This is a genomic window from Ralstonia nicotianae (assembly GCF_018243235.1).
Taxonomy (GTDB): Bacteria; Pseudomonadota; Gammaproteobacteria; order Burkholderiales; family Burkholderiaceae; genus Ralstonia; species Ralstonia nicotianae.
Map to the genome: position 1 here is coordinate 1,126,029 of NZ_CP046675.1, position 24,142 is coordinate 1,150,170.

The 24,142-nt window shown below is 69.1% G+C and carries 21 protein-coding genes; 3 read left to right on the forward strand and 18 right to left on the reverse strand.

Features of this window, described 5'->3' with window-relative positions:
• Positions 1-59 precede the first annotated feature (59 nt).
• The 18 genes from GO999_RS21025 to epsC form a co-directional block, all read right to left on the reverse strand.
• The gene (locus GO999_RS21025) at positions 60-4,319 is read right to left on the reverse strand and encodes a non-ribosomal peptide synthetase (protein ID WP_211906819.1); all 4,260 of its coding nucleotides are present in this window, start codon (positions 4,317-4,319) and stop codon (positions 60-62) included.
• Between the two features lie 9 nt (positions 4,320-4,328).
• Positions 4,329-5,618 (reverse strand): NAD(P)/FAD-dependent oxidoreductase, encoded by a 1,290-nt coding sequence (locus GO999_RS21030; protein WP_249215079.1) that lies wholly within the window; start codon positions 5,616-5,618, stop codon positions 4,329-4,331.
• Between the two features lie 8 nt (positions 5,619-5,626).
• Positions 5,627-6,931, reverse strand: coding sequence for a diaminobutyrate--2-oxoglutarate transaminase (gene ectB / locus GO999_RS21035; RefSeq protein WP_016723521.1), 1,305 nt, complete (start codon positions 6,929-6,931; stop codon positions 5,627-5,629).
• Positions 6,932-7,019: 88 nt separating this feature from the next.
• Positions 7,020-8,357 carry a lysine N(6)-hydroxylase/L-ornithine N(5)-oxygenase family protein gene (locus GO999_RS21040; RefSeq protein WP_135006116.1) on the reverse strand — a complete coding sequence of 446 codons (1,338 nt, stop codon included), beginning with the start codon at positions 8,355-8,357 and terminating at the stop codon, positions 7,020-7,022.
• A 51-nt stretch (positions 8,358-8,408) separates the two neighbouring features.
• On the reverse strand, positions 8,409-8,822 hold the full coding sequence (locus GO999_RS21045; RefSeq protein ID WP_020830454.1) for a nuclear transport factor 2 family protein: 414 nt from the start codon (positions 8,820-8,822) through the stop codon (positions 8,409-8,411).
• Entirely contained in the window at positions 8,819-9,772 is a 954-nt protein-coding gene (locus tag GO999_RS21050; RefSeq protein ID WP_019719923.1) for a DMT family transporter, read from the reverse strand. Before GO999_RS21050 ends, GO999_RS21045 begins: the two co-directional genes overlap by 4 nt.
• Positions 9,754-10,155 carry a rhodanese-like domain-containing protein gene (locus GO999_RS21055; protein ID WP_019719922.1) on the reverse strand — a complete coding sequence of 134 codons (402 nt, stop codon included), beginning with the start codon at positions 10,153-10,155 and terminating at the stop codon, positions 9,754-9,756. Before GO999_RS21055 ends, GO999_RS21050 begins: the two co-directional genes overlap by 19 nt.
• A gap of 29 nt (positions 10,156-10,184) precedes the next feature.
• On the reverse strand, positions 10,185-11,099 hold the full coding sequence (locus GO999_RS21060) for an alpha/beta hydrolase fold domain-containing protein (protein ID WP_211906820.1): 915 nt from the start codon (positions 11,097-11,099) through the stop codon (positions 10,185-10,187).
• Positions 11,092-12,039, reverse strand: a complete 948-nt coding sequence (locus tag GO999_RS21065; protein ID WP_211906821.1) for a type 1 periplasmic-binding domain-containing protein — start codon at positions 12,037-12,039, stop codon at positions 11,092-11,094. Before GO999_RS21065 ends, GO999_RS21060 begins: the two co-directional genes overlap by 8 nt.
• 8 nt (positions 12,040-12,047) lie before the next feature.
• The gene (locus tag GO999_RS21070) at positions 12,048-13,184 is read right to left on the reverse strand and encodes an NAD(P)/FAD-dependent oxidoreductase (protein ID WP_021155535.1); all 1,137 of its coding nucleotides are present in this window, start codon (positions 13,182-13,184) and stop codon (positions 12,048-12,050) included.
• A complete protein-coding gene (locus tag GO999_RS21075; RefSeq protein WP_011004680.1) occupies positions 13,184-13,585 on the reverse strand; it encodes a cupin domain-containing protein in 402 nt (133 codons plus the stop codon). The genes GO999_RS21070 and GO999_RS21075 overlap by 1 nt, the downstream gene beginning before the upstream one ends.
• Positions 13,554-13,832 carry a phosphopantetheine-binding protein gene (locus GO999_RS21080; protein WP_211906822.1) on the reverse strand — a complete coding sequence of 93 codons (279 nt, stop codon included), beginning with the start codon at positions 13,830-13,832 and terminating at the stop codon, positions 13,554-13,556. The genes GO999_RS21075 and GO999_RS21080 overlap by 32 nt, the downstream gene beginning before the upstream one ends.
• On the reverse strand, positions 13,829-15,484 hold the full coding sequence (locus GO999_RS21085) for an amino acid adenylation domain-containing protein (protein WP_211906823.1): 1,656 nt from the start codon (positions 15,482-15,484) through the stop codon (positions 13,829-13,831). The genes GO999_RS21080 and GO999_RS21085 overlap by 4 nt, the downstream gene beginning before the upstream one ends.
• Positions 15,481-16,806 carry an alpha/beta fold hydrolase gene (locus tag GO999_RS21090; protein ID WP_071508390.1) on the reverse strand — a complete coding sequence of 442 codons (1,326 nt, stop codon included), beginning with the start codon at positions 16,804-16,806 and terminating at the stop codon, positions 15,481-15,483. Before GO999_RS21090 ends, GO999_RS21085 begins: the two co-directional genes overlap by 4 nt.
• Complete coding sequence (locus tag GO999_RS21095; protein WP_011004684.1) at positions 16,803-17,315, reverse strand: GNAT family N-acetyltransferase; 513 nt, start codon at positions 17,313-17,315, stop codon at positions 16,803-16,805. Before GO999_RS21095 ends, GO999_RS21090 begins: the two co-directional genes overlap by 4 nt.
• Positions 17,316-17,349: 34 nt before the next feature.
• The gene (locus tag GO999_RS21100) at positions 17,350-17,838 is read right to left on the reverse strand and encodes a hypothetical protein (RefSeq protein WP_016723530.1); all 489 of its coding nucleotides are present in this window, start codon (positions 17,836-17,838) and stop codon (positions 17,350-17,352) included.
• Positions 17,825-19,315 carry a methionine--tRNA ligase gene (locus GO999_RS21105; RefSeq protein WP_211906824.1) on the reverse strand — a complete coding sequence of 497 codons (1,491 nt, stop codon included), beginning with the start codon at positions 19,313-19,315 and terminating at the stop codon, positions 17,825-17,827. Before GO999_RS21105 ends, GO999_RS21100 begins: the two co-directional genes overlap by 14 nt.
• 69 nt (positions 19,316-19,384) lie before the next feature.
• Positions 19,385-20,200: a serine O-acetyltransferase EpsC gene (gene epsC, locus GO999_RS21110; RefSeq protein WP_023470222.1), complete on the reverse strand. Its 816-nt coding sequence runs from the start codon at positions 20,198-20,200 to the stop codon at positions 19,385-19,387.
• A 985-nt stretch (positions 20,201-21,185) separates the two neighbouring features.
• On the opposite strand from epsC, the gene GO999_RS21115 reads away from it, so the two are divergent.
• The 3 genes from GO999_RS21115 (at position 21,186) to GO999_RS21125 (ending at position 24,133) form a co-directional block, all read left to right on the forward strand.
• A complete protein-coding gene (locus GO999_RS21115; RefSeq protein WP_043876885.1) occupies positions 21,186-22,820 on the forward strand; it encodes a sensor histidine kinase in 1,635 nt (544 codons plus the stop codon).
• Positions 22,817-23,497, forward strand: coding sequence for a response regulator transcription factor (locus GO999_RS21120; protein WP_011004690.1), 681 nt, complete (start codon positions 22,817-22,819; stop codon positions 23,495-23,497). The genes GO999_RS21115 and GO999_RS21120 overlap by 4 nt, the downstream gene beginning before the upstream one ends.
• 159 nt (positions 23,498-23,656) lie before the next feature.
• Positions 23,657-24,133, forward strand: coding sequence for an SgcJ/EcaC family oxidoreductase (locus tag GO999_RS21125; protein WP_011004691.1), 477 nt, complete (start codon positions 23,657-23,659; stop codon positions 24,131-24,133).
• Positions 24,134-24,142 lie beyond the last annotated feature (9 nt).

Genomic DNA, 24,142 nt, shown 5'->3' on the forward strand with positions numbered 1-24,142 from the left:
GACATGCCCCCGGGCGCTTGCGTGAACACCTGCCGGCGATGGCGCGGCAACGGGGCGGATCACGCCCGCCCGTGAGCCATGACGTGTCCGGCAAGCGCAGGGGCCGCCTTGAGCATCGAAAAGTGATCGGCGTCCAGACGCGCGACGGCAACCGTATCCGCCCACGCGCGCAGCGAGTCGACGATCGCATCGTGCGCATGCGCGCCGATCAGCCCGTGCTCCGCATAGACCATCTGCACCCGCGTCGCGCGCAGCCGCCGCGCGGGGCGGTAGCGCCGGCTGGCGAGCATCTGGTCATCGACGAGCGCGAGCGCGTCGTGCACGTCCAGGTCGCCGTAGATCTGCAGGCGCGCGAGCGATGCGACGGCATCCTCGCCGGGCTCGGCCGGCACGTCCCCGTTCTGCATCGCGCCGAGCAACCATCCGGCAAGCTCGCGCGGCGTCTGGCCCACGCGCCACCGGCTCATGTCGACCAGATCGTTGCCGGGCAGCGCATCGAGCATCGTCAGCGCGACCGTGCCGCCCGCTTCTTCGAGCGCGAGCGCGACGTCGAACGCCACGCGCGCGCCGAACGAGTGCCCGATCAACTGGTAGGGCCCGCGCGGCGTGCGGCGCCGGATCGCGTCAACCACGTGCTGCACGTAGGCCGACAGGCGCGCGTCGATCGGCAGCGTACGATCGGCGTGCCACCCCGGCGAATCGAAGGCCACCAGCTCGATGCCGTGCCGGCGCAATTCCGTGCCGAGCGGCGCGAATGCCGCGGCCAGCCCGCCGACGCCGGGGATCGCGAAGACGGCGGGCCGGGCGCGATCGCGCGGCGCGGCATCGCGGGCGGCGAGAAATGCCGTCAGCGCGCGCAGCGTCGGGTGGTCGTACAGCGCCGCGACCGGAACCTCCCGCCCCCACGCCTTGCCCAGCTCCGCGGCCACCCGGATCGAACGGAGCGAATCGCCGCCGACATCGAAGAAATCCGAATCCGGCCGCAGCGCCTGCGGCCCCAGCACGCGCGTCCAGACCTGCGCGACCCGGCTTTCGTCGGGCGACATCGCCGTCTGCGCCTCGGGCTGCGGCGCCTGGGCCTCGGCCAGCGCGAGCAGCTTGCGCCGGTCGACCTTGCCGCTCACATTGGCGGGCAGCGCATCGACAAAGCACCAGCGCCCCGGCACCGCGTAAGCGGGCAGGCGGGTGCCGAGCCACGCGCGCAGGCCTGCCGCGTCGCGCTCGCCGCCCGCGACGACGAACGCCGCCAGCGTCTTGCTCTGTGCGTCGTCGCCGAGCACCAGCACGGCGGCCGCACTGACGGCGGGATGCTCGTGCAGAGACCGCTCGATCTCCTCCAGCTCGATCCGATAGCCGCGGATCTTCACCTGCGCATCGCCGCGGCCGAGGTAGTCGATCACGCCGTCGTGCCGCATCCGGACGATGTCGCCCGTGCGATACCAGCGCCCGCCGTCATCGACGAACCGGGCGCGCGTCGCCTCGGGCGCGCGGTGGTAGCCGTCCGCCAGCCCCTCGCCGCCGGTCCAGAGCTCGCCCGGTTCACCGATGCCGCAGCGGAATCCGCCGGTGCCGACGATCTTCACGCTGGTTCCCGAAATCGGCGTGCCGATCGGCAGCGCACGCTCCGCATCGACCGGGCGCTCGATGGTGTGGCAGCAGGTGAACGTCGTGTTTTCCGTGGGGCCGTAGCCGTTGATGACGGTCAGCTGCGGCTCGCGCGCCTGCAGGCGCGCGACCGCCGACGGCGGCACCACGTCGCCGCCGGTCAGCAGCCAGCGCAGATGGGGCAGGCGCGTTTCGATCGCCGCGAACTCGCTGAGCAGGCCGGCCGTGAGCCACATCGTGTTGACCCCCTGCGCGGCAACGACCTCGACCAGCTCACGCGGATCCACGACGGACGACGCGTAGCAGACCAGCGTGCCGCCGTTGAGCAGCGCGCCCCAGATCTCGAACGTCGACGCATCGAAGCCGGGCGACGAGGCATGCAGCATGACCGTCTCGTTCGACAGCGGCACGAACCGGGCGCTGTCGGCGTCCGGACACGCCAGGCGCACGACACCGCGCTGCGGGATGCGCACCCCCTTGGGGTTGCCGGTGGAGCCCGACGTGTACATCAGATAGGCGGGCGCGTCGCCGCGCTGGCGGCGCGGCAGCCGTTGGGCCGGTTCGGCGGGCGCCTCCGACGGCGCCCGCCAGTCGTAGGCAACGATGGGGAGGTTCCCGGGCGGCGCCGCGCAGGCATCGCCGGCCGTCTTGACGAAGAGGCAGGCGCCGCTGTCTTCAAGCACGAACGCGACCCGCTGCGGCGGATACGAGCGGTCGATCGGCACATAGGCCCCGCCCGCCTTGAGAATCGCCAGTTCCACGATGATCGTGGCCGGATCGCGGCTCGCAAAGAACGCCACGGGCTCGCCGTCGAGCGTCTCGACACCGCGCGCCGCGAGCAGGCGCATCGCCAGCGCCTCGGACGCCCGCGCCAGGGCCGAGTAGGTCATGACCCCATCACGATGGACGATGGCCGCCGCCGCCGGCCGGCGCCCGGCTACGTCGTCGAAGCGGGACACGATGCTCGCGCCGCCCGTGACCTCGCGCGCGCGGGCTAGGCGGGCAAGCAGCGCGCCCTCGGGCGAGTCGGCATCGACCGGATCGAGCCGGTGCAGCGGCGCATCGGGGGTCGCGGCCCGCAGCAGCCCGAGGTAATGCGCCGCGAGCGCTTCGATCGTCGCCGGCAGAAACAGGCTGCTGTCGTACTCCCAGTCGATCCGCGCGGTTTCGCCCGTGAAGGCAACGTTGATGGTCAGGTCGAACTTCGCGCGCCGATTGGCGACGGGCAGCGGCCTCGCGTGTAGGCCGGACAGCAGCTCGCCGGGTTCGGGCGAATTCTGGAACGCGAACGCGATCTGGAAGATCGGGTTGTGCGCACTGCTGCGCGACGGCGACAGCGCGTCGACGACAAACGCGAACGGCGTCTGGTGATGCGCGAAGGTGCGCTGGACGTTTTCCGCCACCGCGCGGACGAAGGTGTCGAACGATTGTGCGAAATCGACCTGGGTCCGCAGCACGACGTTGTTCGCGAAGAACCCGACGACGTCAAGGCAATCGCTGTCGGTGCGGTTCGCGGTGGGCACGCCGACCACGACATCCTGCCGGCCGGTATGGCGCGCGAGCGCGATGCCCAGCACCGCGTAGAAGACGCAGAACAGCGTGGTCTCGGCACCGCGGGCAAGCGTTTTCAGGGCGTCCAGCAGCGCCGGGGGCACGGTCCGGCTCAGCGTCGCCGCGACGGCGGTGCCCGCCACCGCACGGCGCGGCCGATCGACCGGCAAGGCGTTGAGCGCCTCGATACCGTCGAGATAGTCGGCGAAGTACGCAACGCCGGCGGCATGGCTGCCCTGCGCGGCACGGCGTTGCGAGCGCTGCGCGAACCGCCGGTAGGGCACCGGCGGCGCGCGCCGATCCGTCGCGGCCAGCGTATCCACATCGCGCATCGCGTGTGCGCCGCTGCCAAGCGCGAGCCGATAGGCGGCCGACAGCTCGGCAAAGAAGGGCTTCATCGAAAAGCCGTCGAACGCGATGTGATGAACGCAGATCGCCAGCACGCGCCGTTGCGGCGCGATGCGCAGCAGCAGCACGGCCAGGGGCATGTCGCGCCCGAGGTCGAATTCGGTGCCGGCAAACGCCTCGACGCGCGCGGCCACGGCGGTGGCCGAGTCTTCGACGGCCTCGACCCGCCACGGCAGCGGCAACGCCGGGTGGAGGGTCTGGAACGGCTCGCCCTCGCCCTGCCCGTACGTCGTGCGGAGAATCTCGTTGCGCCGGGCGGTGAGTTCGAATGCAAGCTTGAGCGCCGCCTCGTCCAGTTCGCCGTCCAGCGCGTACGCCAGCGGGATGTTGTATTGCGCGCTGCTGCCGGCCAGGCGGCTGATCGACCACAGCTGCGCCTGCTGAAACGAAAGCGGCCAGGCCTGCGCCGTGGCGTCCCCCTCATCGTCGTCCGGGTCCGCTTCCGCCGCCTGCGCCCCGCTTGCCGGGTCATCGGCGTGGGGCGCCTCGACGGCGGCCTGCGCCACCGCTTCGCAGAAGTCACGAAACACCGGGTGCTCGAACAGCACCGCCGGGAGCAGCTGCAGGCCGGTCTGCTCGGCGAGCTGCGCGAGGATCAGGACGGCGCTCAACGACTGACCGCCGAGGTCGAAGAAGTTGTCGGTGTCCGCGATCGCGTCCGGCGCCGCGTCCGGCATCAGGACGGTCGCCCACATTTCGCGCAGCGCCGTCTGCGAGACCGGCGCCGCGCGCTCACCCTTGAATCGATCGTTCATGTCGGAATATCAGCTCAATTCGGAGGCCCGTTCCGGCGGATGCGCATGGGCCGTTGCCGCCCGCTGCGACCGGACGTGGGCGGAGAAATAGGCGCGCTGGAACGCCTGCGGCGTGATCAGGCGTCCGGTCAGCGCCAGGTAGTCGCGCTGCAGCGCCGGGTCGGCGATGACCGCGCGGTAGAGCGCGGCCTGCGCGGCCGGCTGCTTCGCGATCAGCGAGTCGGCGACGATGCCCCGCGCGTGCGCGGCAAAGTGCGTATCGAAACGCGATGCGTACGCATCGAGGGCCGGACCGATCGCGCTGTTGCCCTGTGCTTGCAGCGCGGGGCCGAGATGTTCGTCGAGCAGCGCCGCGGCCTCCATCGCAAACCCGCACCCCACGCCGCTCATCGGGTCTAGCGACAGCGCGGCATCGCCGATGAACGGCACCGCGCCGCAGACCGGCTGCCGGAACTGCGACGGATAGTCGGCGTAGCCGAGCACCGGCGTCAGCAGGCGGGCGCCGGCCAGATCCAGCCCGGGGGCGAGCCTGGCGAAGAAGTCGAGCAGGGGCGCTCCCGCATCGGCGCTGTGGCGCCATTGCGCGGCGCGATCCTTTTCCACGTAGGCGGAGAGCAGCGTGCGCCCACCCGTCAGCGGGTAGACGAAGCCCATCTCCCGCTCGGCGAGGATGAACAGCGAGCGATTGCCCCCGGGCGCGGCAATGCCCTCGAATTGCGCGAAGACGGCCGCGCGCTGGTTGTCGTGCTGCACGGCGGCGTTGTTCAGCCACTGCGCCATCTGCGAGCGCCGGCCATCGGCCGCGATCACCACGCGCGCGCGCAGCACGCGGGGGTGCCGCGCGCCATCGGTATCGGCATCGGCCTCCACCCGCCACAGTCCGTCCGCCTGCAAGCGGCAGGCCGTGACAGTTGCCTCGTCCAGCAGATCGACCCCTTCGCTGCGGGCGCGGGCACGCAGCGCCGGATCGAGCACGCGCCGTTCGAGGTTGTACGCATACGCGGTGGCGACATCGTCGGTGTAGCCGCCGGGGGTGTCGATGACGCCCTCCGAGGTGACGAAGCTCGCCTTCGTGCGCGTGCTGGCCTCGGGCTCCAGCACGTGATCGAGCCCGACCCGCCGCAGGATCGGGACGGCCGACGGCTGGATGAAGTGCGTGCACAGCGCCTTGTAGTAATCGAGCGGCCGCTTCTCCAGCAGGGCCACGGAACAGCCGCGCTGCCGAAGCAGCAGGGCCGCCGTGCCACCCGCGACCCCACCGCCGACGATGACGGCGTCGTACACCGTTTCGGATTGCATCGTTGCGCTCATGCCAGGGCCACCGGTTGGTTCGCGCTGCCCTTCGCGGCGGCGGCCGCGCCGGACTCCCGTTGCCGCGCCAGCTCGCCGAAGGCCTGCCGGATGATCTGCAGCCCCTGCTGGAACACATCCGCGTCGATGGTCAGTGCCGGCATGATCTTCAGCACCTGGTCCTCCGCTCCACAACGCTCGATCAGCAGACCTTGCGCAAAGCAGGCTTCCGCGACCGTGCGCGCGTGCCCGGGATCATGAAACTCGATGCCCTGGAACAGGCCGCGCCCGCGGATCGCCTTGATCAGTGCGCCGTGCTCCGCCACGAGCGCCGTCGCGCAGCCCGCGAACTGCTGCTCGCGCTCGCCGATCGCCCGTTGCAGCGCATCGTCGCGCCAGAACTGCTCGATGGCGGCGGTCGCGGAAACGAACGCGAGGCTGTTGCCGCGGAACGTGCCGTTGTCTTCCGCCGGCGCCCAGATGTCGTGCCGGGGCGCCAGCAGCAGGACGGACAGCGGCAGCCCGTAGCCGCTCAGCGATTTGGACAGGCACACGAGGTCGGGCTCGATCTCGGCGAATTCAAAGCTGAAGAACGTGCCGGTGCGCCCGCAGCCGGCCTGGATGTCATCGACGATCAGCAGGATGCCGAACGCGCGGGTCAGCTCACGCAGACTGCGCAGCCACTGCCGCGACGCCACGTTGACGCCGCCCTCGCCCTGAATGGTTTCGACCACGACCGCGGCCGGCAGATCGACCCCCGAGCTCGCATCCTCGAGCAGGCGGCGGAAATACGCCATGCCGTCCAGCCCCGGCATATAGCCGTCGTACGGCAGGCGCACGACATGCGGGTCCTGCGTGGCCTGGCGGTGGTAGCGCGCCCCCGTCAGCCCGAGCGACACGCCCGACATGCCGTGAAAGCCGTTCGTGAAGGCCGCCACGGTTTGCCGCCCCGTCACCTTGCGCGCCAGCTTGACCGCCGACTCGACGACGCTGGTTCCGGTCGGGCCGGTGAACTGCATTTTGTAGCCCAGGCCGCGCGGCGCCAGGATGTGCCGCGTGAACGCCTCGATGAACGCGCGCTTGGCCTCGGTGTGCAGATCGAGCGCCCCCTGGATGCCGTCGTCCGCCAGATAGGCGAGCAGCGCCGCTTTCAGGCCCGCCGGGTTGTGGCCGTAGTTGAGCGCCCCCGCGCAACTGAGGAAATCGAGATAGCGCTTGCCTGCGTTACCGTAGATATAGCTGCCCTTGGCCTTGTCGAAAGTCGCGTTGAACCGGCGGCAATACGATCGAGCTTCCGACTCGAATTCGGAAAAGACGTCCATCTGGATCTCCCGGGTTGTGCTGTGATGTGGCCCCCGGCGCGCGGCCCGGCCGATCGGGTCGGCCGGGCCGCGCGCCGGGGCAGGCGTATCAGGCCGGCGTCAGTGCGGCGGGGGCTGCCGGCTCGGCATGTCGGGCGGCGGGCCCGGCCGCTTCCAGGTGAGCGCTCAGCGAGCGCTGGATCTCGGCCGCGCGCAGCGCGAGCAGGCTGAACGATCCGGCGTCGCCGTAGCCGTGCGACGACTCGCACAGACCGTTCAGGTACAGCGGCGCGAGCGCCGAGCCGGGCCGCGGCAGCAGCGCGTAGTCGCGCTCGATGTGCAGGCAGCCGTCGTCGTCCATCGCCAGGTCGTCGGCCAGGCCGGCGAGCAGCGGCGGCACGCGCTCTTCGTTCTCGCCCAGCCCGAGATTGCGGAAGCCCGTCGCGAGCACCACCGCGTCGACCTTGCCGAGCGTCGTCCGCTCGCCGGTATTGACCTCGCGCAGGTCGATCGACACATGGGTGCCGTCGTCCCGGGCGGCCACGACCTCGCTCAGGCTGAGCATGTCGATCCGGTTCTCGTTGCGCAGGCGGTCTTCGTAGAGCGTCAGGTACAGTTCGCGGATCACATCGCCATCGACCGCCGAATAGTTCGTGTAATGCAGGTGGCGGTTCAGCTGCCGCTTCGCGTCCTTCGAGATCCCGTAGTAGTAGTCGACGAACTCGGGGAAGTAGACGTGCTCGCTGAACTGGCTCGTATCCTTGAGCCGGTAGCCGTAGCCGCGCATGATGTTGCCGATCCGCGCCTGCGGATATTTCGCGCGCAGATGCACCACGATCTCCGCCGCGCTCTGGCTGCCGCCGAGTACGGCGATGTGCCGGATCTCGCGCGTCTGCTCGAGCTGCTCCAACCGCGACGCCAGTTCGGTCAGATGGAAGGCGCGCGCGTTCGGCAGCGACTGGAACGCCTGCGGAATGAGCGGCGTGCGCCCGGGCGCCACCACGACGCTGCGCGCCGTATAGCGCTGGCCATCCGCCGTTTCGATGCGGTAGCCGCTGTCGCCGGGCAGCCGGCTGAGCTGCGTCACCGGCGTGTCGTAGCGCACGCGATCGGCGAAGAACCCCGCCGCCCACGACACGTACTGCGCATACTCGACGCGCAGCGGAAACTCGATCCCCAGGTTGAGATGCTCGAAGAGCCGACCGTTCTCGAACAGGAAGTTCATGAAGGTGTAGCGGCTGCGCGGGTTGCGCGGCGTCACCAGGTCCCGGCACGGGTGGTTCTGGATATCGGAGCGCGGCAGCAGCATTTCCGGCTGCCATTGCGGCGACGGCCGCCGCTCGAGGAACAGGCACGATCCGGCGAAACCCGCCTCCTCGAGCGCAATGGCAAGCGCCAGGTTGGCCGGACCGAATCCGATCCCGACTACGTCATAGGATTTGCTCATATCGACTGAAAGCGCTTGGCTTGAAACGGTAATTGATCAGGGAAACCCGTCCTACCTGGCGGCGGGCACGGGGCTGGTGTTGCCGACGTAATCCCACCGGCTGATCAGGTCGTCGCGGAACTGCAGAAACTCGAACAGGCGTGTCCGGTACCGGCTGCCGTCGGCCCCCTCGGAGGCGAGGCGATACTGCGCCTCGCCCTCGATGCCGACCCAGGCCCCCTGCTCCATGCGGATGCGCTTGCTCAGCCGGTAGTCGACGAGGTCTGCGTAGCGCGGCGCGATGAACGCCCGCAACGCCTCGCGGCCGCGCAGCAGCGGACGGTCCGCATAGGTGACCACGACGTCTTCGCTGAAGAGCGCGACGATCGCGTCGATGTCGAGCGTGTTGAACACCTCGACGATGTGGTCGACGCGGCGCTGCGTCAGCGCGTCGATCGGATGGTTTTCGATAGCGACCTCGGTCATCGCGTTGCCACTCCTGTCTTCGAACCGGCCGTCACGCGCGCGAGCTCGTCCTTGCGCCGAGCCAGCAGCACCGAGACGTACATCATTGCCGCGCATTGCAGGCCCAGCAGCAGCCCGGCGCGCAGGTTGAACTCGAACCCCTCGCGCAGCTCCAGCGCCATGGCAAGCACGGGCACGAACGGCACGAGCACCGACGTCCGGACCCCGCCCAGCCGGATGATCGACTGCTGCAGCATGTAAGAGGGAATCATCACCGCCGTGGCGGACAGCAGAACGGCCTTCTGCAGGAAATCGGCCGACCCGAACTTGTGCCACTCCGGCGCCGACAGCGCCGCCGTGGCGAGCAGCAGGAGCGGCAGGCGGATGCAGATCAGGTCGTTCGCGGTCAGCGCGTGCTTGCGCTGCGCGCGGCTCGACGCGACGATGTACACCCCGCCGCACGCCCCCGCGCCCAGCGCGAGCAGCACGCCTACCATCTGGCCGTCCGCCGCGATCTCGTGCATCGACGGGTTCTGGTAGGCAACCAACAGCGCCGCAACCGCGATCGTCAGCACACCCACGCGCCCAGCCGGCCCCGCATCGCCCCACTGTCGCCCGACGATCATGGAAACCAGCGGAATGATCGACATGTAGATCAGCGACTCGACGGACGCGCTCACGAACTTCAGGCACCAGAACATCCCAAGCCACGACAGCAGCGTCGAAAGATTGATCGCGAACACGTTGCCGGGCGAGGCCCTCACGACGCTGAGCAGCACGCCGAGCCGCCGCCTGTTCAGCGCCAGAAACACGCCCCAGCAGACGAGGAACGTCGAGAACGTGATCAGATTCGCCGACGCATCGTGAAACTTCACGTTCACGAACACCGCCGAGTAGGCGGTGGCCAGGACATAGAGCGCGATGAACAGGTAGTCGACCATGGAAGCCTCGCTCAGCCCTCGCAGCCGCATTCCACCATCGTGCCCTCGCGGTGCTGCGCGCCGAGCGTCGCGTAGCCGTCGCGCTTCCACCAGTCGAGCCCGCCCAGCATTTCCTTCACGCGGAAGCCGAGCGACAGCATCTTGAGCGCCGTCTTGGTCGACGCATTGCAGCCGATGCCGTCGCAGTAGGTGACATAGAGCGGGGCCTTGTCCAGCTTGGCCAGCGCGTTCTCGCAGATGGTCCGGTGCGGGATGTTGATGGCGCCCGGAATGTGCTCGCGCTCAAAGGCCTCGGCGCTGCGGCCGTCAACCACGACGAGGTTCTCGCCGTTCTTCAGCGCGATGTACAGATCCCACGAATCGATTTCCCAATCGAGCTTTTCCTTGTAGAAGGCGAGTTGCTGTGCGGACATGACGAATCTCCTTTGGACGAAAAGTTGGACTACGAAAACAATGCATTGCCGATGCGGTCCGCCGCCTGCCGCGCGCAGGGCAGCTTGCCGGCGTACAGGCAGAAGTCGTGCCCCATGCCCTCGTGATCGACCAGGTCGATCGACGCGCCGCGCGCCCGCATGCGCGACGTCCACGCCAGCGCCTCGTCGCGCAGCACGTCGCAGCCCGCGACATGGAGCCGGCATGGCGGCAGGGCGTCGCCCGACAGCGCGAACGGGTCGAAGCCGGCTGAGGTGGCGGCGGGCACGAACAGCGATGCGAACCAGCGCATGTCGTCGGCATCGAGAAAGAAGCCGGTGCCGAAGGCATCGTACGAAGGCCAGTCGGCATGCAGCGACAGCACCGGATAGATGAGCGTCGCGTGCCGGAAGCGGCCGGCAAGCGCGTGCGCCGCCAGGTACAGCGCGAGCAGGCCGCCGACGCTGTCGCCGGCGATCGACGGCGCCGCTCCGCCCTCGCCTTCGCTGTCGATCAGGTGCAGCGCACGCGCCACCGCATCGCGCACGTGGCCGAAGATCGCATCGACAGCGTGCTCGGGCGCCTTCGGATACTCGAAGACGAACACCCGCGCCCGGTGCGCGCGCGCCCACTCGGCCAGCAGCGGCACGAACGTCCGCGCCGAGTAGTGGACAAAGCCGCCGCCGTGCAGATAGAACAGCGTGCGCGCGGGTGCGCCGGCTTCGCGCGCGTCGATGGTCCACCACCCGCGCGCATCGTCGGGCGGCCGGAGCACCGGGCCGTTGCCGGCCGCATCGGGCGCGGGGTCGGCAACGCGGTACTGGTCGATCCACTTCGTGACCAGCGCCCGGCTCTGCTCGGGGCGTTGCCTGTCTTTGCCGCGCGTGAAGATGCGGCGCACCGCCGCCACCTGCGCGAGCGAACGGGAGAGTCGCGCGTCATGCATCGGCCAGCCCCTCCGTCGGTACCGAACAGCCCGCCGGCAGATGGCGGAACGCCGAGAACGCCCGCGGCCGCGATTCCCGATCCGGGCCGAAGCGCACCTCGCCGAGCACAGTCGGCCAGGCGCGGGACGCCAGGTCAGCCGGCGCGTCGGCCGCCAGCCGCGCGGCCTGCACGGCGATCTGGATCGCCGCGACCGTCTCCCAGAAGTAGACACCCGGCTCGCCGCCGAAGCGCCGCTGCCATTCGCTGCGCAGCAGCCCGGCGACCTCGCCTTCGGGCCGCGGCATGAAGCCGATCACGTGAACTTCGCGCCCGCCGATGGCCGGCTCGCGCAGCAGCGCCGGCGTATACGCATCGTCGGTCAGGACGAGCGGCATGCGGTCCGCCGGATCGAGGCCGGTTGCGTACGCCACCGAGTTCGCGTACGTCCCGGCGTAAAGCCGTGCCGGCCGCCCGCCGACCGCCGACGCGCAACGCCCCCCGAGGCGCGCAACCGTGTCGACCACGCTGCGGCCGTGCAGCGACCCGTCGTGCTCGAGCACGGCGGGCTGCAGGTCCTCGCGAGCGCAATAGTCGAGCAGCCACGCGCAGTACGCATCGTCCGGATCGCACACGCGCCAGGTCGTCCCGTGGCGCGTCAGGTCCGACGCGGTCGCCGCCGGCAGGAGCAGCGGAATGCCCGCGCGCGCATAGCACGGCGCGGCGGCATCCGCGGCGGCCGACGCAAAATGCCCGACGACCGCGCGCGGCCGCCGCGCGACGATCTCCAGTGCCACCCGGGCGGCCACATCCGCGCGCATGGCATCGTCGAACCGTTCGAGCGTGACGGCCGGCGCCCGGTCACCACCGCACACGTACTGTTCGCACAGTTCTACGGCGCGCAGAAAGGTGGCGGTATGAATCGACCGGTTCGGCTCGAGGCACGCCACGCATGCAATCATGGCCGCGCTCAATTGAGGTGCCTCACCCGGTGGACGATGTCGCCGGCGAAATCCGACATCAGCGCCGGAATGTATTTCGCCCCCCGGCCCGAGAATCCGAACGCAACAGCCACGCGCGAGCGGTCATCGGTGAACCCGACGATCGGCAGCAGGTCCGGCGTGTAGGCGTCGTAGCCGCCGCGCATGTCGATCAGGCGCGCGCGCTCGGTGCCGAGCAGCCGATCAGCGAGCGTGGCCGTCCGTTCGTACTGGTCTTGCGCCAGCGCCGGCAAGGCATCGACCTCCTGAACATCGGATTGCCTCGCCCCGCCGACGAACGCGAGCGCGTCGCTCTCAGGCCGCAGGTATCCGCCCGAAGGCTCGTCGATCAGGCAATACTCCGGCACGCCGGCATCCGGATCGTGCACGCAGCCGAGCGGGATCGATCGCACGAACGCGGCGGCGACGCGGTCGGCATGCTGCCCGGCGTCTACCGGCGCCTGCGCGCCCACCAGCCGCCGCGTCAGCGCGCCCGCCGCGACGACGACGGTGCGCGCATGCACGGCCCCGGCCCCGGTATGCACGACCGCGGCATCCGGCGTGGCTTCGATCCGCTGCACCGGGCTGCCCTCGATCACCGTCGCGGCGCGCCGCCGGGCGCTTTCGGCAAAGAGCTGCGCCGCGAGCCGCGGATTGATGCACCCGCCCAGCGGCTCGTGCAGCACCACGGCCCCCTCATGGACGTGCGACGGCAAGCGGCCGGCGACCTGGCGGACTTCCGCGCGGCCGAGGATGCGGATCGGGTAGCTCGCCTGGTCATGAGACCGCAGGCGCGCCTCGATCTGCGGCAGGCTGGCGGGCGGCGCGACGTACAGCACCCCGCACGGCCGGAACGGGTTGATCTCGCCCAGGTCCCAGCCCCGCCAGAATGCCGTGCCCCGCTGCCCAAGCGCCATCAGCGCTTCGCTCGGATCGTAGACGCGCACGATGCCCCGCGAATGCGCCGTCGCGCCGCCCGCGCCCGCCGACGCCGCCTCGACCAGCGCCACGCGCAGCCCGCGCTGCGCGCAGAAGTGCGCGGCCGCGGCACCGGCCAGGCCCGCGCCGACGATGGCGACATCGAACGCAGGCTGCGCCGGTCCGAACACGTGCGAAGGCATCGCCATCACGCGTACTCGCCGATGGCCCGCTGCTTCGCTTCCACGTCCAGGTACGCTTCGGCGCCCGCCGAATTCCACCAGACCGTGAAGAAGACGAACGGTGCGTCCCCGTCGTTGTCGACGTAATGGTTGAGGCCTCGCGGAATGAAGATCTGGTCGCCCTGCGCCATCTCGATGCGCGCCTCGCCGACGATCACCGACGCCCGGCCGGCAATGCAGACGAAGAGCTCGTCCTCGTCCGCGGGCTGGTTGACGTGCGCGAGCGACGAGGTGCCCGGCGCGACCACGCAATACGCCGACCCGAACGGACTGTTCATCCCGTCCCACGGCAATGTCCGCATGCCCGCCAGACCGTACTCGTGCACGAGCGTCTGCTCAGTTGCCTTCCTGATGAATGACACGACCATCCTCCATGAACAAGGTTGCGACTCGCTGCAGATCCGGGATCGTGCGCGGGGGCTCCAGCGCATCGACGTAAGCCGACAGGTCGGCGTTGAAATGCTCCGCCAGCGCGACCAGCAGATTGACCGTCGACAGCGAGTCGATGCCCAGCGCGCTGAGCTCCGGCTGCGCCGACAGGGTCGCCTCGGTCACCGGCGGCGTGACGACGGCGTTGATGAACGGGACCAGTTCGGCCACGGTGAACGTGCTCATGCGACCTCCGACGCGCTGGAGGCCGGCTCGAAGATCTGCTTCGCGGACAGCGCGAAGTACCGCCCGTCGCTACGCTTGAGCGCGTCTTTCAGGCGCTCGATGATCGACTTCTCGTCGGTCTTGCCGGTCGAGGTCATCTGGGGCTGCGGCGACCACGCCAGCACGCCCGGCCGCATGTACTCGGGCAACTGCTCGGCCAGGTGCTGCTCGATCTGCGCGAGGATGCCGACATCCGCCGCCATCGCGACCGCGCCGATCTGGTCGCGGCCGTTGCGCGTGACCACCGCGACGGCGGCGCGCGACACGCCCGGCAATGCCAGGATCAATTGGCGGATTTCCCCCAGGTGGATGCGGCGTCCCGAGATCTTGGCCTCGTCGTCGGCGCGGCCGTGGAAGACGATTTCGCCGCAGGCGTCGTAGCTGCAGATGTCGCCGGTGCGGTAGTAGCGCACGCCGTCGCGCTCGACGATCACCTTCGCGGTTTCCTCCGGCTGGTCGAAATACCGGTTCATCACCTGCGGGCCGCCGATCCACAGTTCGCCCGGCACGCCCTGCGCCGAGACGCGCTCGCCGCTGTCGTGGTCCACCACCATGGCCTCGACGCCGTCGAGCGGCCGGCCGATCGGATAGGCGTTCGCGCGTGCCGTGTCGACCGCCTCGATCTCATAGTTCATGCAGACGATGGTGGTCTCGGTCGGGCCGTAGGCGTTGAACAGCCGCACGCCCGGCAGGCTGTCCTTCCAGGCGTTGATGATGGCCGGGTCGCAGACCTCCGCGCCCGTCATCACCGCGCGCAGCGCGGGGAAACGATTGCGGTTCAGATCGCCGGGCGCGCCGGTGATCAACGTCAGCAGCGTCGATACGGCAATCAGGTGCGTCACCTTCTCGCGGCTGAGCGCCTCGCGCATGATCGCCCCGGCGGGCACGCCGCGAAACTGGAACACGTACGCCCCCACCGAGAGCGGCAGCAGCGTGTCTTCGATCGACACATCGAAGTGGAACGGCGCCAGGCTGAAGACGCGCGACGCGGCATCGAAGCGCAGCACCCGGTTGTGGTTCCTGAAGTAGGCGCGCAGGCTGCCGACGGCGATCTCCACGCCCTTGGGCGTACCGGTCGACCCCGACGTGAAGATGATGTACGCCGGCGCGTGCGCGTCCGCCGGCAGCCCGTGCGGCAGGGGCTCGACGGGCGACCGATCGGTCAGCATCCCGAGCAGGTCAGGCTGGCTGAGCCGGGGGATGCGCGCATCGGCGCAGTACGCCCCGACGTCCACGGTCCCGTCGAGCGAGATGACCGCCCGGGGCTGGATCCGGTCGAGCAGCGCCCGGGCCCGCGCGATCGGCATCGAGCCGTCGAGCGGCACGTAGACCGCGTTCAGCTTCCACGCCGCGACCGCCGTGACCGGCATGACCGCGAGCTTCGCGCCGAAGACCACGACGCGCGCGCCGCGCTCGACGCCGGCCGCCGCGAGCCGATGCGCCAGGCGCGTCGCCCCATGCTCGAGTTCGCGAAACGTGAATGCCGATTTGCCATCGGCGACGGCCGGTTCGTCCGGATGCAGCGCGCAGCCGATGGCGAACAGGTCACCGAGGCCGCCTTCGAGCGGCAGCCGGTGATCGTCTTGCAGAGAAGGAATGGAGCGTGCGTTCATGGTCGGGATCCATGCATGGGTTGGACGCGCAGCGGCGGATGGCCGTGTCCGGCACCGTTGAAAATGCGATCGATGATCCAGCGGAAATACGGGTACTGCAGGTCGTGGACGTAGTGCCCGGCCCCCGTCACCACGTGCAGCCCCAGCGCGCGCGTGCAGCGCCGCAGATACGCTTCGGTATGGGCATTGCTGACCACGGCATCGGAATCGCCGCAGATCAGGTGCACGTCGGCATCGGCGGGCAGCATGGCCGGCGCGCGGCTGAGCGCTTCGTCCGCCGAAGTGCGGGCGGCGTAGTTGCACAGGTTGTCGGCGCCGGTCATCGGCGCGAGCAGGCCGGCGACGCGATCGCGCGCCGGCAGCCCGAAGAACAGCCGTGCGCGCCGATCGCTCCCGGCCTCGTCCGCGGGCAGGCCCGCCCAGTCCGGAGCGGCGGTCAGCTGCGCGAGCATGCCGGCCACGTAGCCCGCGGCTTTCGGGTTGCGGCGCACCACGGAAAACACCTGTTCGAGCTTGTTTTCGTACTCGCTGGGCGCGCCCGGCGCATCGTCCGCCCCCCGGAAGGTCGGAGACAGGAAGATCAGCTTGCCGATGCGGTCCTTCGCCAGCGCGGCGAGCTCGATCGCGATCCGGCCGCCGTTGCACCAGGCGATCACGTCGAACGCGCCGATGCCGGCCGCGCGCAGCAGCGCGTCGATGTGCTGCGCGTGCTCGCGCGCGGATTGGACACTGCGCATGCCGCCGAGAAACAGATCGCTGCACAGCATCTCGGGGACGACGATCCGATAGTCGTGGCCATCGAGCAGGAACGACGACCAGATCGACAGCGGAATGCCCAGCGCGCTGATCAGCAGCACCGTGCGCTGCCCGCGGTTGCGCACCAGACACCGCCCGGCCGCCGTCTGCACTTCCGCGTAGTCGGCGCGCATGGCCTGCGCGAACGCCTCGGCATCGAGCCGTGGCCCCGGCTCGAGCGCCATGCGGCCCCGCTGCACGAGGATCGCCTCGGCGCACGTGCTGGCGAGCTGTTCCGCGACGGCATCGCATGCCGCCTTGCGGCCTTCGTCGGCACCCGCGGCGCTGGCCGCGCGCAGCGCCTGCGCGCAGTAGTCGGCGGCGGCGCGCACGGAGTCGGCGCGCTCCGGGTCGCTCAGCGCCCGCCGCTCCGGATCGCAGCGCAGGATCGACGCTTCGATCGCGTCCGCCGACACGGTCACGTCGTGCCAGGACAGGAACGCCGGATCCCGCCGCCGCAGCTCGTCGACGGACCGGTCGATCAGACTGGCCAGGGCCTCGCCGTGGGGGTTCTGTACCGTGCTCATACGTTCAGGAAGTAACGCAGTTTGGGCTTGTTGACGGCGCCGATCCCGTCGTAGAACCGGATGCCCAGTTCGTTCGACGGCGGCGTCTGCCACTGGATGAGGTCGCAGTCGCGCTGCCGGGCGAAGTCGCGCAGGCTGGCGATCAGCGCACGGCCGGCGCCCTTGCCGCGCGCCTCGGGGCGCAGGTACAGGCAATCCATGTGGACGAAGGAGCGGGCCGTCCACGTCGCAAAATCGATGGTGGCCGTCATGAAGCCGCACGCGGCGCCGCTCTGCAGCACGAACCACCCGTGCAGCGACGGCGCGGCGCCGAACAGGGCGTCCGCCAGCCGGTCCGCCTGCCCGGTCTCCTCGTAGATGGCGCCCTCGTAGACCGCGTGCTCGCGGCACAGGTCGATCAGCTCGGGAATATCCGCCCGCGCGAGCCGGCGGATCTCGAACCGCGCCGATTCGCGGTGTTCCGCGCCGGCTGCGTCCGGGCGGGACGCGCGTTCAACATTGGCTGTCATGGCTGTCTCGGAATGGGTTCGCTCGCGCGGGCAATCAGACGGCGCCCGCAAACGCGGCACCCAGGTAGCGTTCCAGCGCCTCGGCGCCCGGCGCGCCGGAGGCGTCGCGCATCGCGGTGCGCACCCACTGATCGCGCTCGAACTTGATGACTTCGAGTTCCCACACGCACGCGATGATGTCGGGCATCGACAGCGGCGCGAGCTCGATCGCCGCGGGGCTGTCCTTCCACGCGAACGTGAACACCCGGTGGCGCAGCATGTTCAAGCCGCACCAACGGCTCGCGAGCAGGTAGTTGCCGTCGCGGGCATAGTGCGCGATGACGAAGCCGGCCCCGTGCCCGAACTGCTCGGACCCTGAACGGAACAGATCGCCCGCGTCGCGCAGGTGGCTCGCGAATGCCGAGGGCTCCGGACGCACGTCGTCGTCGCGGCCCGGCGCGAAAATTTCATAGGCCTTCAGCGCGACGTCGTTGACCGTGAACTGCCCGCGCGTGCGGACTTCCCGCGACTCATACGCCTGCAATTTCCACCTCCGGCGTCGGCGCGGCACGGTTCGGCCCGTGCGCGGCCATCAGGGCATCGATTTCCGCCGCGGTCGAAGGCGCGACGCTCGCCACCATTTCGCTGAAGATCCGCCAGCCCAGGTGCCGCTGCCCCGGCTCGCATTCGGTCATCGTCAACTGCGCCATGTCGAGGGCCGCCTTTGCCAGCCCGGCAATCGAGAAGGCGCCGAGGCTCGCGGCACGCGCCCATTGCCCGCGGATGCCGGCGATGCGCTGTTCCAGCTGGGCAGGCAACGCGGCGGCGCTCGGCGCGGCGCCGGCCGAGAGATCGCGCGTGTAGGCCGCGACGATGCCGTCGAAGGTCGCCTTCCGCCAGGCCTCGAACGCGGCGCGGTCGAAGTCTCGCGTTTCGTTTTCCGGCGCGCACAGCGCCGTATAGAGGCGGATCGCGTCGACCGGATGCTGGGCCGTGATTTCGCGAATCCACACCGCGTGGCCCCGGCTCGTCGAGAAATCCTGACCGTCGAGCTTGAGGAACTGATTGGTCAGATAGACGCCCGGACGGGGCCCGTCGGGCCGCGCGAGCAGCTGCGCGGTGTAGCCCACCGCGTGGCTGTACGAGCAGTCGTAGCCGAGGAAATGGACGAGCTGGGTATCGGGCGTCCACCAGTCATCGAACGCGCCCCGCTCGGGATGCGCGGCGAGGTAGTCCGCGAGCGCGGCCTGGTAGCCCGCCAGCCCCATGAACCACGTGTTGACGGGCTGATCCGGATAGCCGTCGAGCTCAAGGCCGGCGTCGCCCGGCCGCGTCACCGGCCACGCGTCGGACGTGTTGCGCAGGACATCCGCCAGGTAGGTCTCCAGCGCGGCCCGCTTCGGCAGTGCCTTCAGTGCCTCGGCAATCGCCGCGTACTGCGCGCCGATCTTCCACACATAGCGCGTCACCGGCACGCGGTGCATGTCGCCGCCGCACAGAATGCAGTGCATCCCCTGCATGTGCGCGACATCGGGCACACGGGCGCACGCTTCGCACTGGCTCGCGTCCGACGAGGCGCCGCACCAGTTGCAGTGGCCCCGCCCGAGGCCCTCGTAGCCGTAGACCGCGCACGCATCGCAGCGGAATACCGGTGTGGCCTTCAGCTCCCGGAGGCCGAGCCGGCCGATGTCGTCGAACCGCTCACCGGCGAACCGGGCGAACGTGTCGCTGTCCGCCGCCTGGAGGAAGCAGTCGATGTCGATCTCCGCCGCCTGCATCGCCAGCTCGATCTGCCGGGCGTTGTAGCGCGCGAGGCCGAAGGTCTCCTTGCGCAGCTGCCGTGCCTTGCGCGGCATGTAGCTCTGGTAGTCGTCCGAGTAGCTCAGGAGAATCGTGTCCTCGCCGGCCTGCCGCAGCAGCCTGCGGCAGATATCGGCCGCGAGAAACGGGCCGGAGAGGTGCCCCAGGTGCAGATCGCCATTCGGTGTCGGTGGGGTGATCGTTACGATATAGCGCGTCACAAGCAGCCTCGCAGGAAAAAATGGATCTCGCGCGCGCAGACCGTCTGCGCGCGATCGCCTTGCAGAAAATCAACCGAGGAAAACAGGACTGGGACTGCCGGCGACGCCCGCCGCCGCAAGCACGGGCTGGAACTCGGCATCGGGCTTGCGCTCCCTGGCCTTGCCCTTTGCCGGCACACCGACCGCGACCGAGTTGTCCGGCACGTCCGCCAGGACCACCGCGCCGGCGCCGATGATGGAATCCTTCCCGATCCGGATGTTGCCGATGATGGATGCGTGCGCGCCGATGAACGTGCCGGCGCCGATCTTGGGATGACGATCGCAGCGATGCTGCCCGTTCCCGCCGAGCGTGACGCCATGAAGCAGCGTGGCTTCGTCGCCGATTTCGGCGGTTTCGCCGATGACGATTCCGCTGGCGTGGTCGAACATCACGGCCGCGCCGATCTTCGCGGCCGGATGGATATCGACGCCCAGCAAACAGGAACATGCGTGCGACAGCGACAGCGCCGTGCCCTGACGCCCGGCGCACCAGTAATGGTGCGCGACCCGATACGCCTCGAGCGCATGAAAGCCCTTGGAGAAGAGGAATACGGTGCTCAGGCAATCCGTGGCGGGATCGCGCTCCATGGTCGCCCGCATGTCCGACACCGCGAGGCGGCTCAGTTCGGCGTGATCCCGATAGGCCTGCTCGATCACCGGCAACAGTTGCGCCGCGCTTGCCCGCGCACTCGCCAATTGATCGGCAAGCAGAATGGACAAGGCGCCCTCAAACCGAGGCTGATTCAGAAACCGATCCACCACGCTCTTTAAAAGCGTGCCCTCGGAGGCCATTCGCTCAAGCGCTCCGCGCAGCTCGAACCACTCTGGTAATTGATCTTGGCTCACGTTTTCCTATTTCCAAATAACCAACAACAAATGGCTTTGTTGCGTGATTCAGGCTTTAGGACAAAACGGTGCCCCGCCAAAGCGATGGCTTGGCGCTTGCGGGGCGGCTGTTTTGTTGTGGCAACCCGTTTGTTATCAACAGGTTACAAACCTCTTGAAACTGGAGAAACCAGAAAAACTATAGAAACCGAATAAGTCGCGCGCGTGAAATCCGTTATGGCCGCCGCCTTGCTATCAGCGACCGAGCACGCCCAAAAAACGATGCAAATGGTAAATACTGCAAAAGTACTTCCCAGGCAATCACAAAAAATACGGATGCCGGCGATCTCGTTTATGACTGCGATCAAGCGAAGGGCATCTTACACTCCCATTTCGGACCATACAAGGTAATCATTCAAGATATTCAATATAAAAAATATTTACGTCTGGAGTAAGTCTCCCTGGTTAATAGATTACGAATTATTAACATTGCCCAATACAATTGCCTGGGCAGAATTGAATCCGCGCCCGATGGCCTCTCGGAGCAGAACGGCTGGCGGGCCGAGACGGATCGCCTCATCGCCCTGACCGTTGAAGTACCGGCGCAAACGCCCGGGCACGATGGCCCCCCGGGCGGATTGAGCATTATTGAGCATCGGGCGACGCCCGGTTCCGCGCCTCGGGACGCCGCGCGCTTGCCGTGGCAGCAGACGGCCACGGGCGGGGCCGATCCGGCGCCGAGGCGCACCGGGCGGTCAGCCAGCGTCGGGCGACGCCTCTGCGACCACCCGATCGCCGCCGACGGGCCGGCCTGCCACGCGGTTTTCCGGCCGGAAAACCGCCCGCCCCGATCCGGCAGCGGCGGCACGCTCCCGAAGCCCCCTCGCTATAATCGACGCGCGCTGCGGGGCACCATCCAACCGGTGGGTTCCTGCCTCGGCGCAACCCTGTCTCCGATTCGATCCGACGCTGTTCCGCAGACGTCATGCACCCCTCCCGGATTCTCATGTTCCGTGTCAGGCTTTCGCTCGCATTTGCCCTGATGGTGGCGCTCGTCTGCGTCCAGGCCGGCTTCGTCTATTGGGGCGCCAATCGCGTCAACGACTACGCGACGCACAGCCGGCTCGCCAGCGACATCCTCTCCGAGTTGCTCGAGCTCTCGGCCAACAAGCAGCGCCTGCGGGTGTGGGCCTCCCAGCGCCTGATGAACGCCGACGCCTCGCCGGAGGTGCGCGACCGCCTGCTGGCCAGCATGCAGGCCAGCGCCGCCACGCTGCGCTACCTGGCCCGGCGCGACATCGACCTGTGGGGCGAGATTTCCGCGCGCGACGGTGTTCCCATCCCGCCCGAAGTCAACCAGCTCACCACCACGACCGACCTCCTCGGCGACAACATCGCCGCGGTCCAGGCGCGGCTGGTGGCGCTGGTGCCGCTGCAGCGCGATGCCGATTTCGCCGGCGTCTGGCATGAACTGAACGAAGTGTTCGACATGGCGCGCGGCCGCGACCTGCGCGAACTGATCAACGGCGCCATCGAACGCCAGCGGCGGGCGGTGCCGATCGCCCGCGCGGCCACCGAGGGCGGTCTGGACCGCGTGCGCACGCAGGCGCTCAGCATGGTGGTCCTGGTGCTGCTGGCCGCCTTGACGCTGGCCCTGCACCTGAACCGCCGCCTGCAGCGGCCGCTCGACCGCCTGCTCGAAGGCGCCCGGGCGCTGCGCGCCGGCGCGCTCGACCACCGGGTGCCGATCGGGTCGGGCGATGAATTCGACCGCGTGGCCGAGGGCTTCAACGCCATGGCCGCCGAACTCCAGCAGCACCGCAACGATGCCGACGCCGCCCGCCGGCGCCTGGAAGACGCGGTCCAGGCGCGCACCGGCGAGCTGCGCACCGCGCACGACGCGCTGCAGCGCATCGACCAGCGCCGTCGCCAGCTGTTCGCCGACCTGGGCCATGAACTGCGCACGCCGACCACCGCCATCCGCGGCGAAGCCGAGATCGCGCTGCGCGGCGGCGACAAGCCCGCGCACGAATACCGCATGGCGCTGGAGCGCATCGTCGGCGGCGCCAAGCAGCTGACCGGGCGAATCAACGATCTGCTGCTGATCGCCAAGGCCGAGGCCGACCAGCTCGCCATGCGGCCGCAACTGATCGACCTGCCCTCCGTGCTGCACGACGCCGCGGACCTCGCCGATGCGCTGGGCGCCGAACACGACGTGAAGATCCAGCTCGACCTGCCGCAGGATGCCGACGCGCTGACCCTGCCGGCCGACCCCGACCGCCTGCGCCAGGCCATCGTGATCGTGCTGGACAACGCCGTCCGCTATTCGCCGCGCGGCGGCACGGTGCAGCTGTGCTGCCGCATCCAGCCCGACACGGTGCGCATCGAAGTCCAGGACCACGGCATCGGCATCGATGCCGACGAGCTGCCGATGGTCTTCGAGCGCTTCGTCCGCGGCCGGCGCGCGCGCGCGCATCGCGCCGACGGCACCGGGATCGGCCTGTCGATCGCGCAGGCCATCGTGCAGGCCCATCGCGGCCACATCACCTTGCAGAGCGCGCCCCAGCAAGGCACCCGCGTCTGCATCGAACTGCCGCGCCGCCTCGCCGCCGGCGCGAACGACGCCCCCACACTGCCATGAACATTCTCGTCATTGAAGACGACGCCCGCGTCTCGGATTTCCTCTCGCGCGGCCTGCGGGCCGAAGGCTATCGCGTGCTGCTCGCGCGCACCGGGCCCGAAGGCCTGCAGCTGGCCCGCACCGGCGAGCCCGCGCTGCTGCTGCTCGACCTGATGCTGCCCGGCATGAGCGGCCTGGAGCTGTGCCAGACCCTGCGCGCGGAACGCAACCACGTGCCGATCCTGATGCTCACCTCGCTGACCGATATCGACGATCGGGTCACCGGCCTGCGGCTGGGCGCGGACGACTACATGACCAAGCCCTTCGCGTTCGAAGAGCTGCTCGCGCGCATCGAGGCGCTGCTGCGCCGCGGGCGCGAGCAGCGGCCGAAGGTCAACGTATTGCAGGTGGCGGACCTGGTGCTCGACCGCGAGCGCATGCAGGTCACCCGCGCCGGCAAGCCCATCGCGCTCACCGCCAAGGAGCTGGCCTTCCTGGAGCTGCTGATGAGCGCGCCCGGCCGCATCTACAGCCGCGAGCGCATCCTGTCGAACGTCTGGGGCGCCAACGAGGATCCGCTGACCAACATCGTCGACGTCTACGTGCGCCGCCTGCGCAGCAAGATCGACGAGGGCCAGCCGGTGCCCCTGCTCAAGACCGTGCGCGGACTCGGCTATCGGCTCGACAGCGAGCCCTGAGCCGCGCCGCGCCGAAGCGCAGCGGCCGCGTGCCGTTCATCTAATTTTCATCTAAGCCTGCGTTCGCCGTTCATGTTGGTCTCCAACAATAGACCTGTGCCGCTTCTGCGGTACGGCACCGACAAGGTGCCCTGACAAACAGAACGAGAGGAAACTTCGATGAAACACGCTGGTGTCGTATCCCTGATGGCTGCCGCCGCAACGGTTCTCCTGGTGTCGAGCCCGGCCAGCGCGCAAACGGCCCCGGCCGCATCGTGCACACCGACCACCGATCAGCAGATTGCTGCCCTGTTCGATCGCTGGAACGATACGCTGCGCACGGGCGACCCGGACAAGGTCACCGCCAACTACGCGACGGACGGCGTGCTGCTGCCGACCGTCTCGAATACGCCGCGCACGAGCCCCGGCGCCATCCGGGACTATTTCGTCAAGTTCCTGAAGGGCAAGCCGCAAGGCACGATCGATAGCCGCGTCATCAAGATCGGCTGCAACATCGCGCAGGACATCGGTACCTACACGTTCAAGTTCGCCGATGGCAAGGCCGTGCACGCGCGCTATACGTATGTGTACGAGTGGCAGAACGGCCAGTGGCTGATCGCCCACCATCACTCGTCGGCCATGCCGGAGCGTGATTGACGGCTGCGC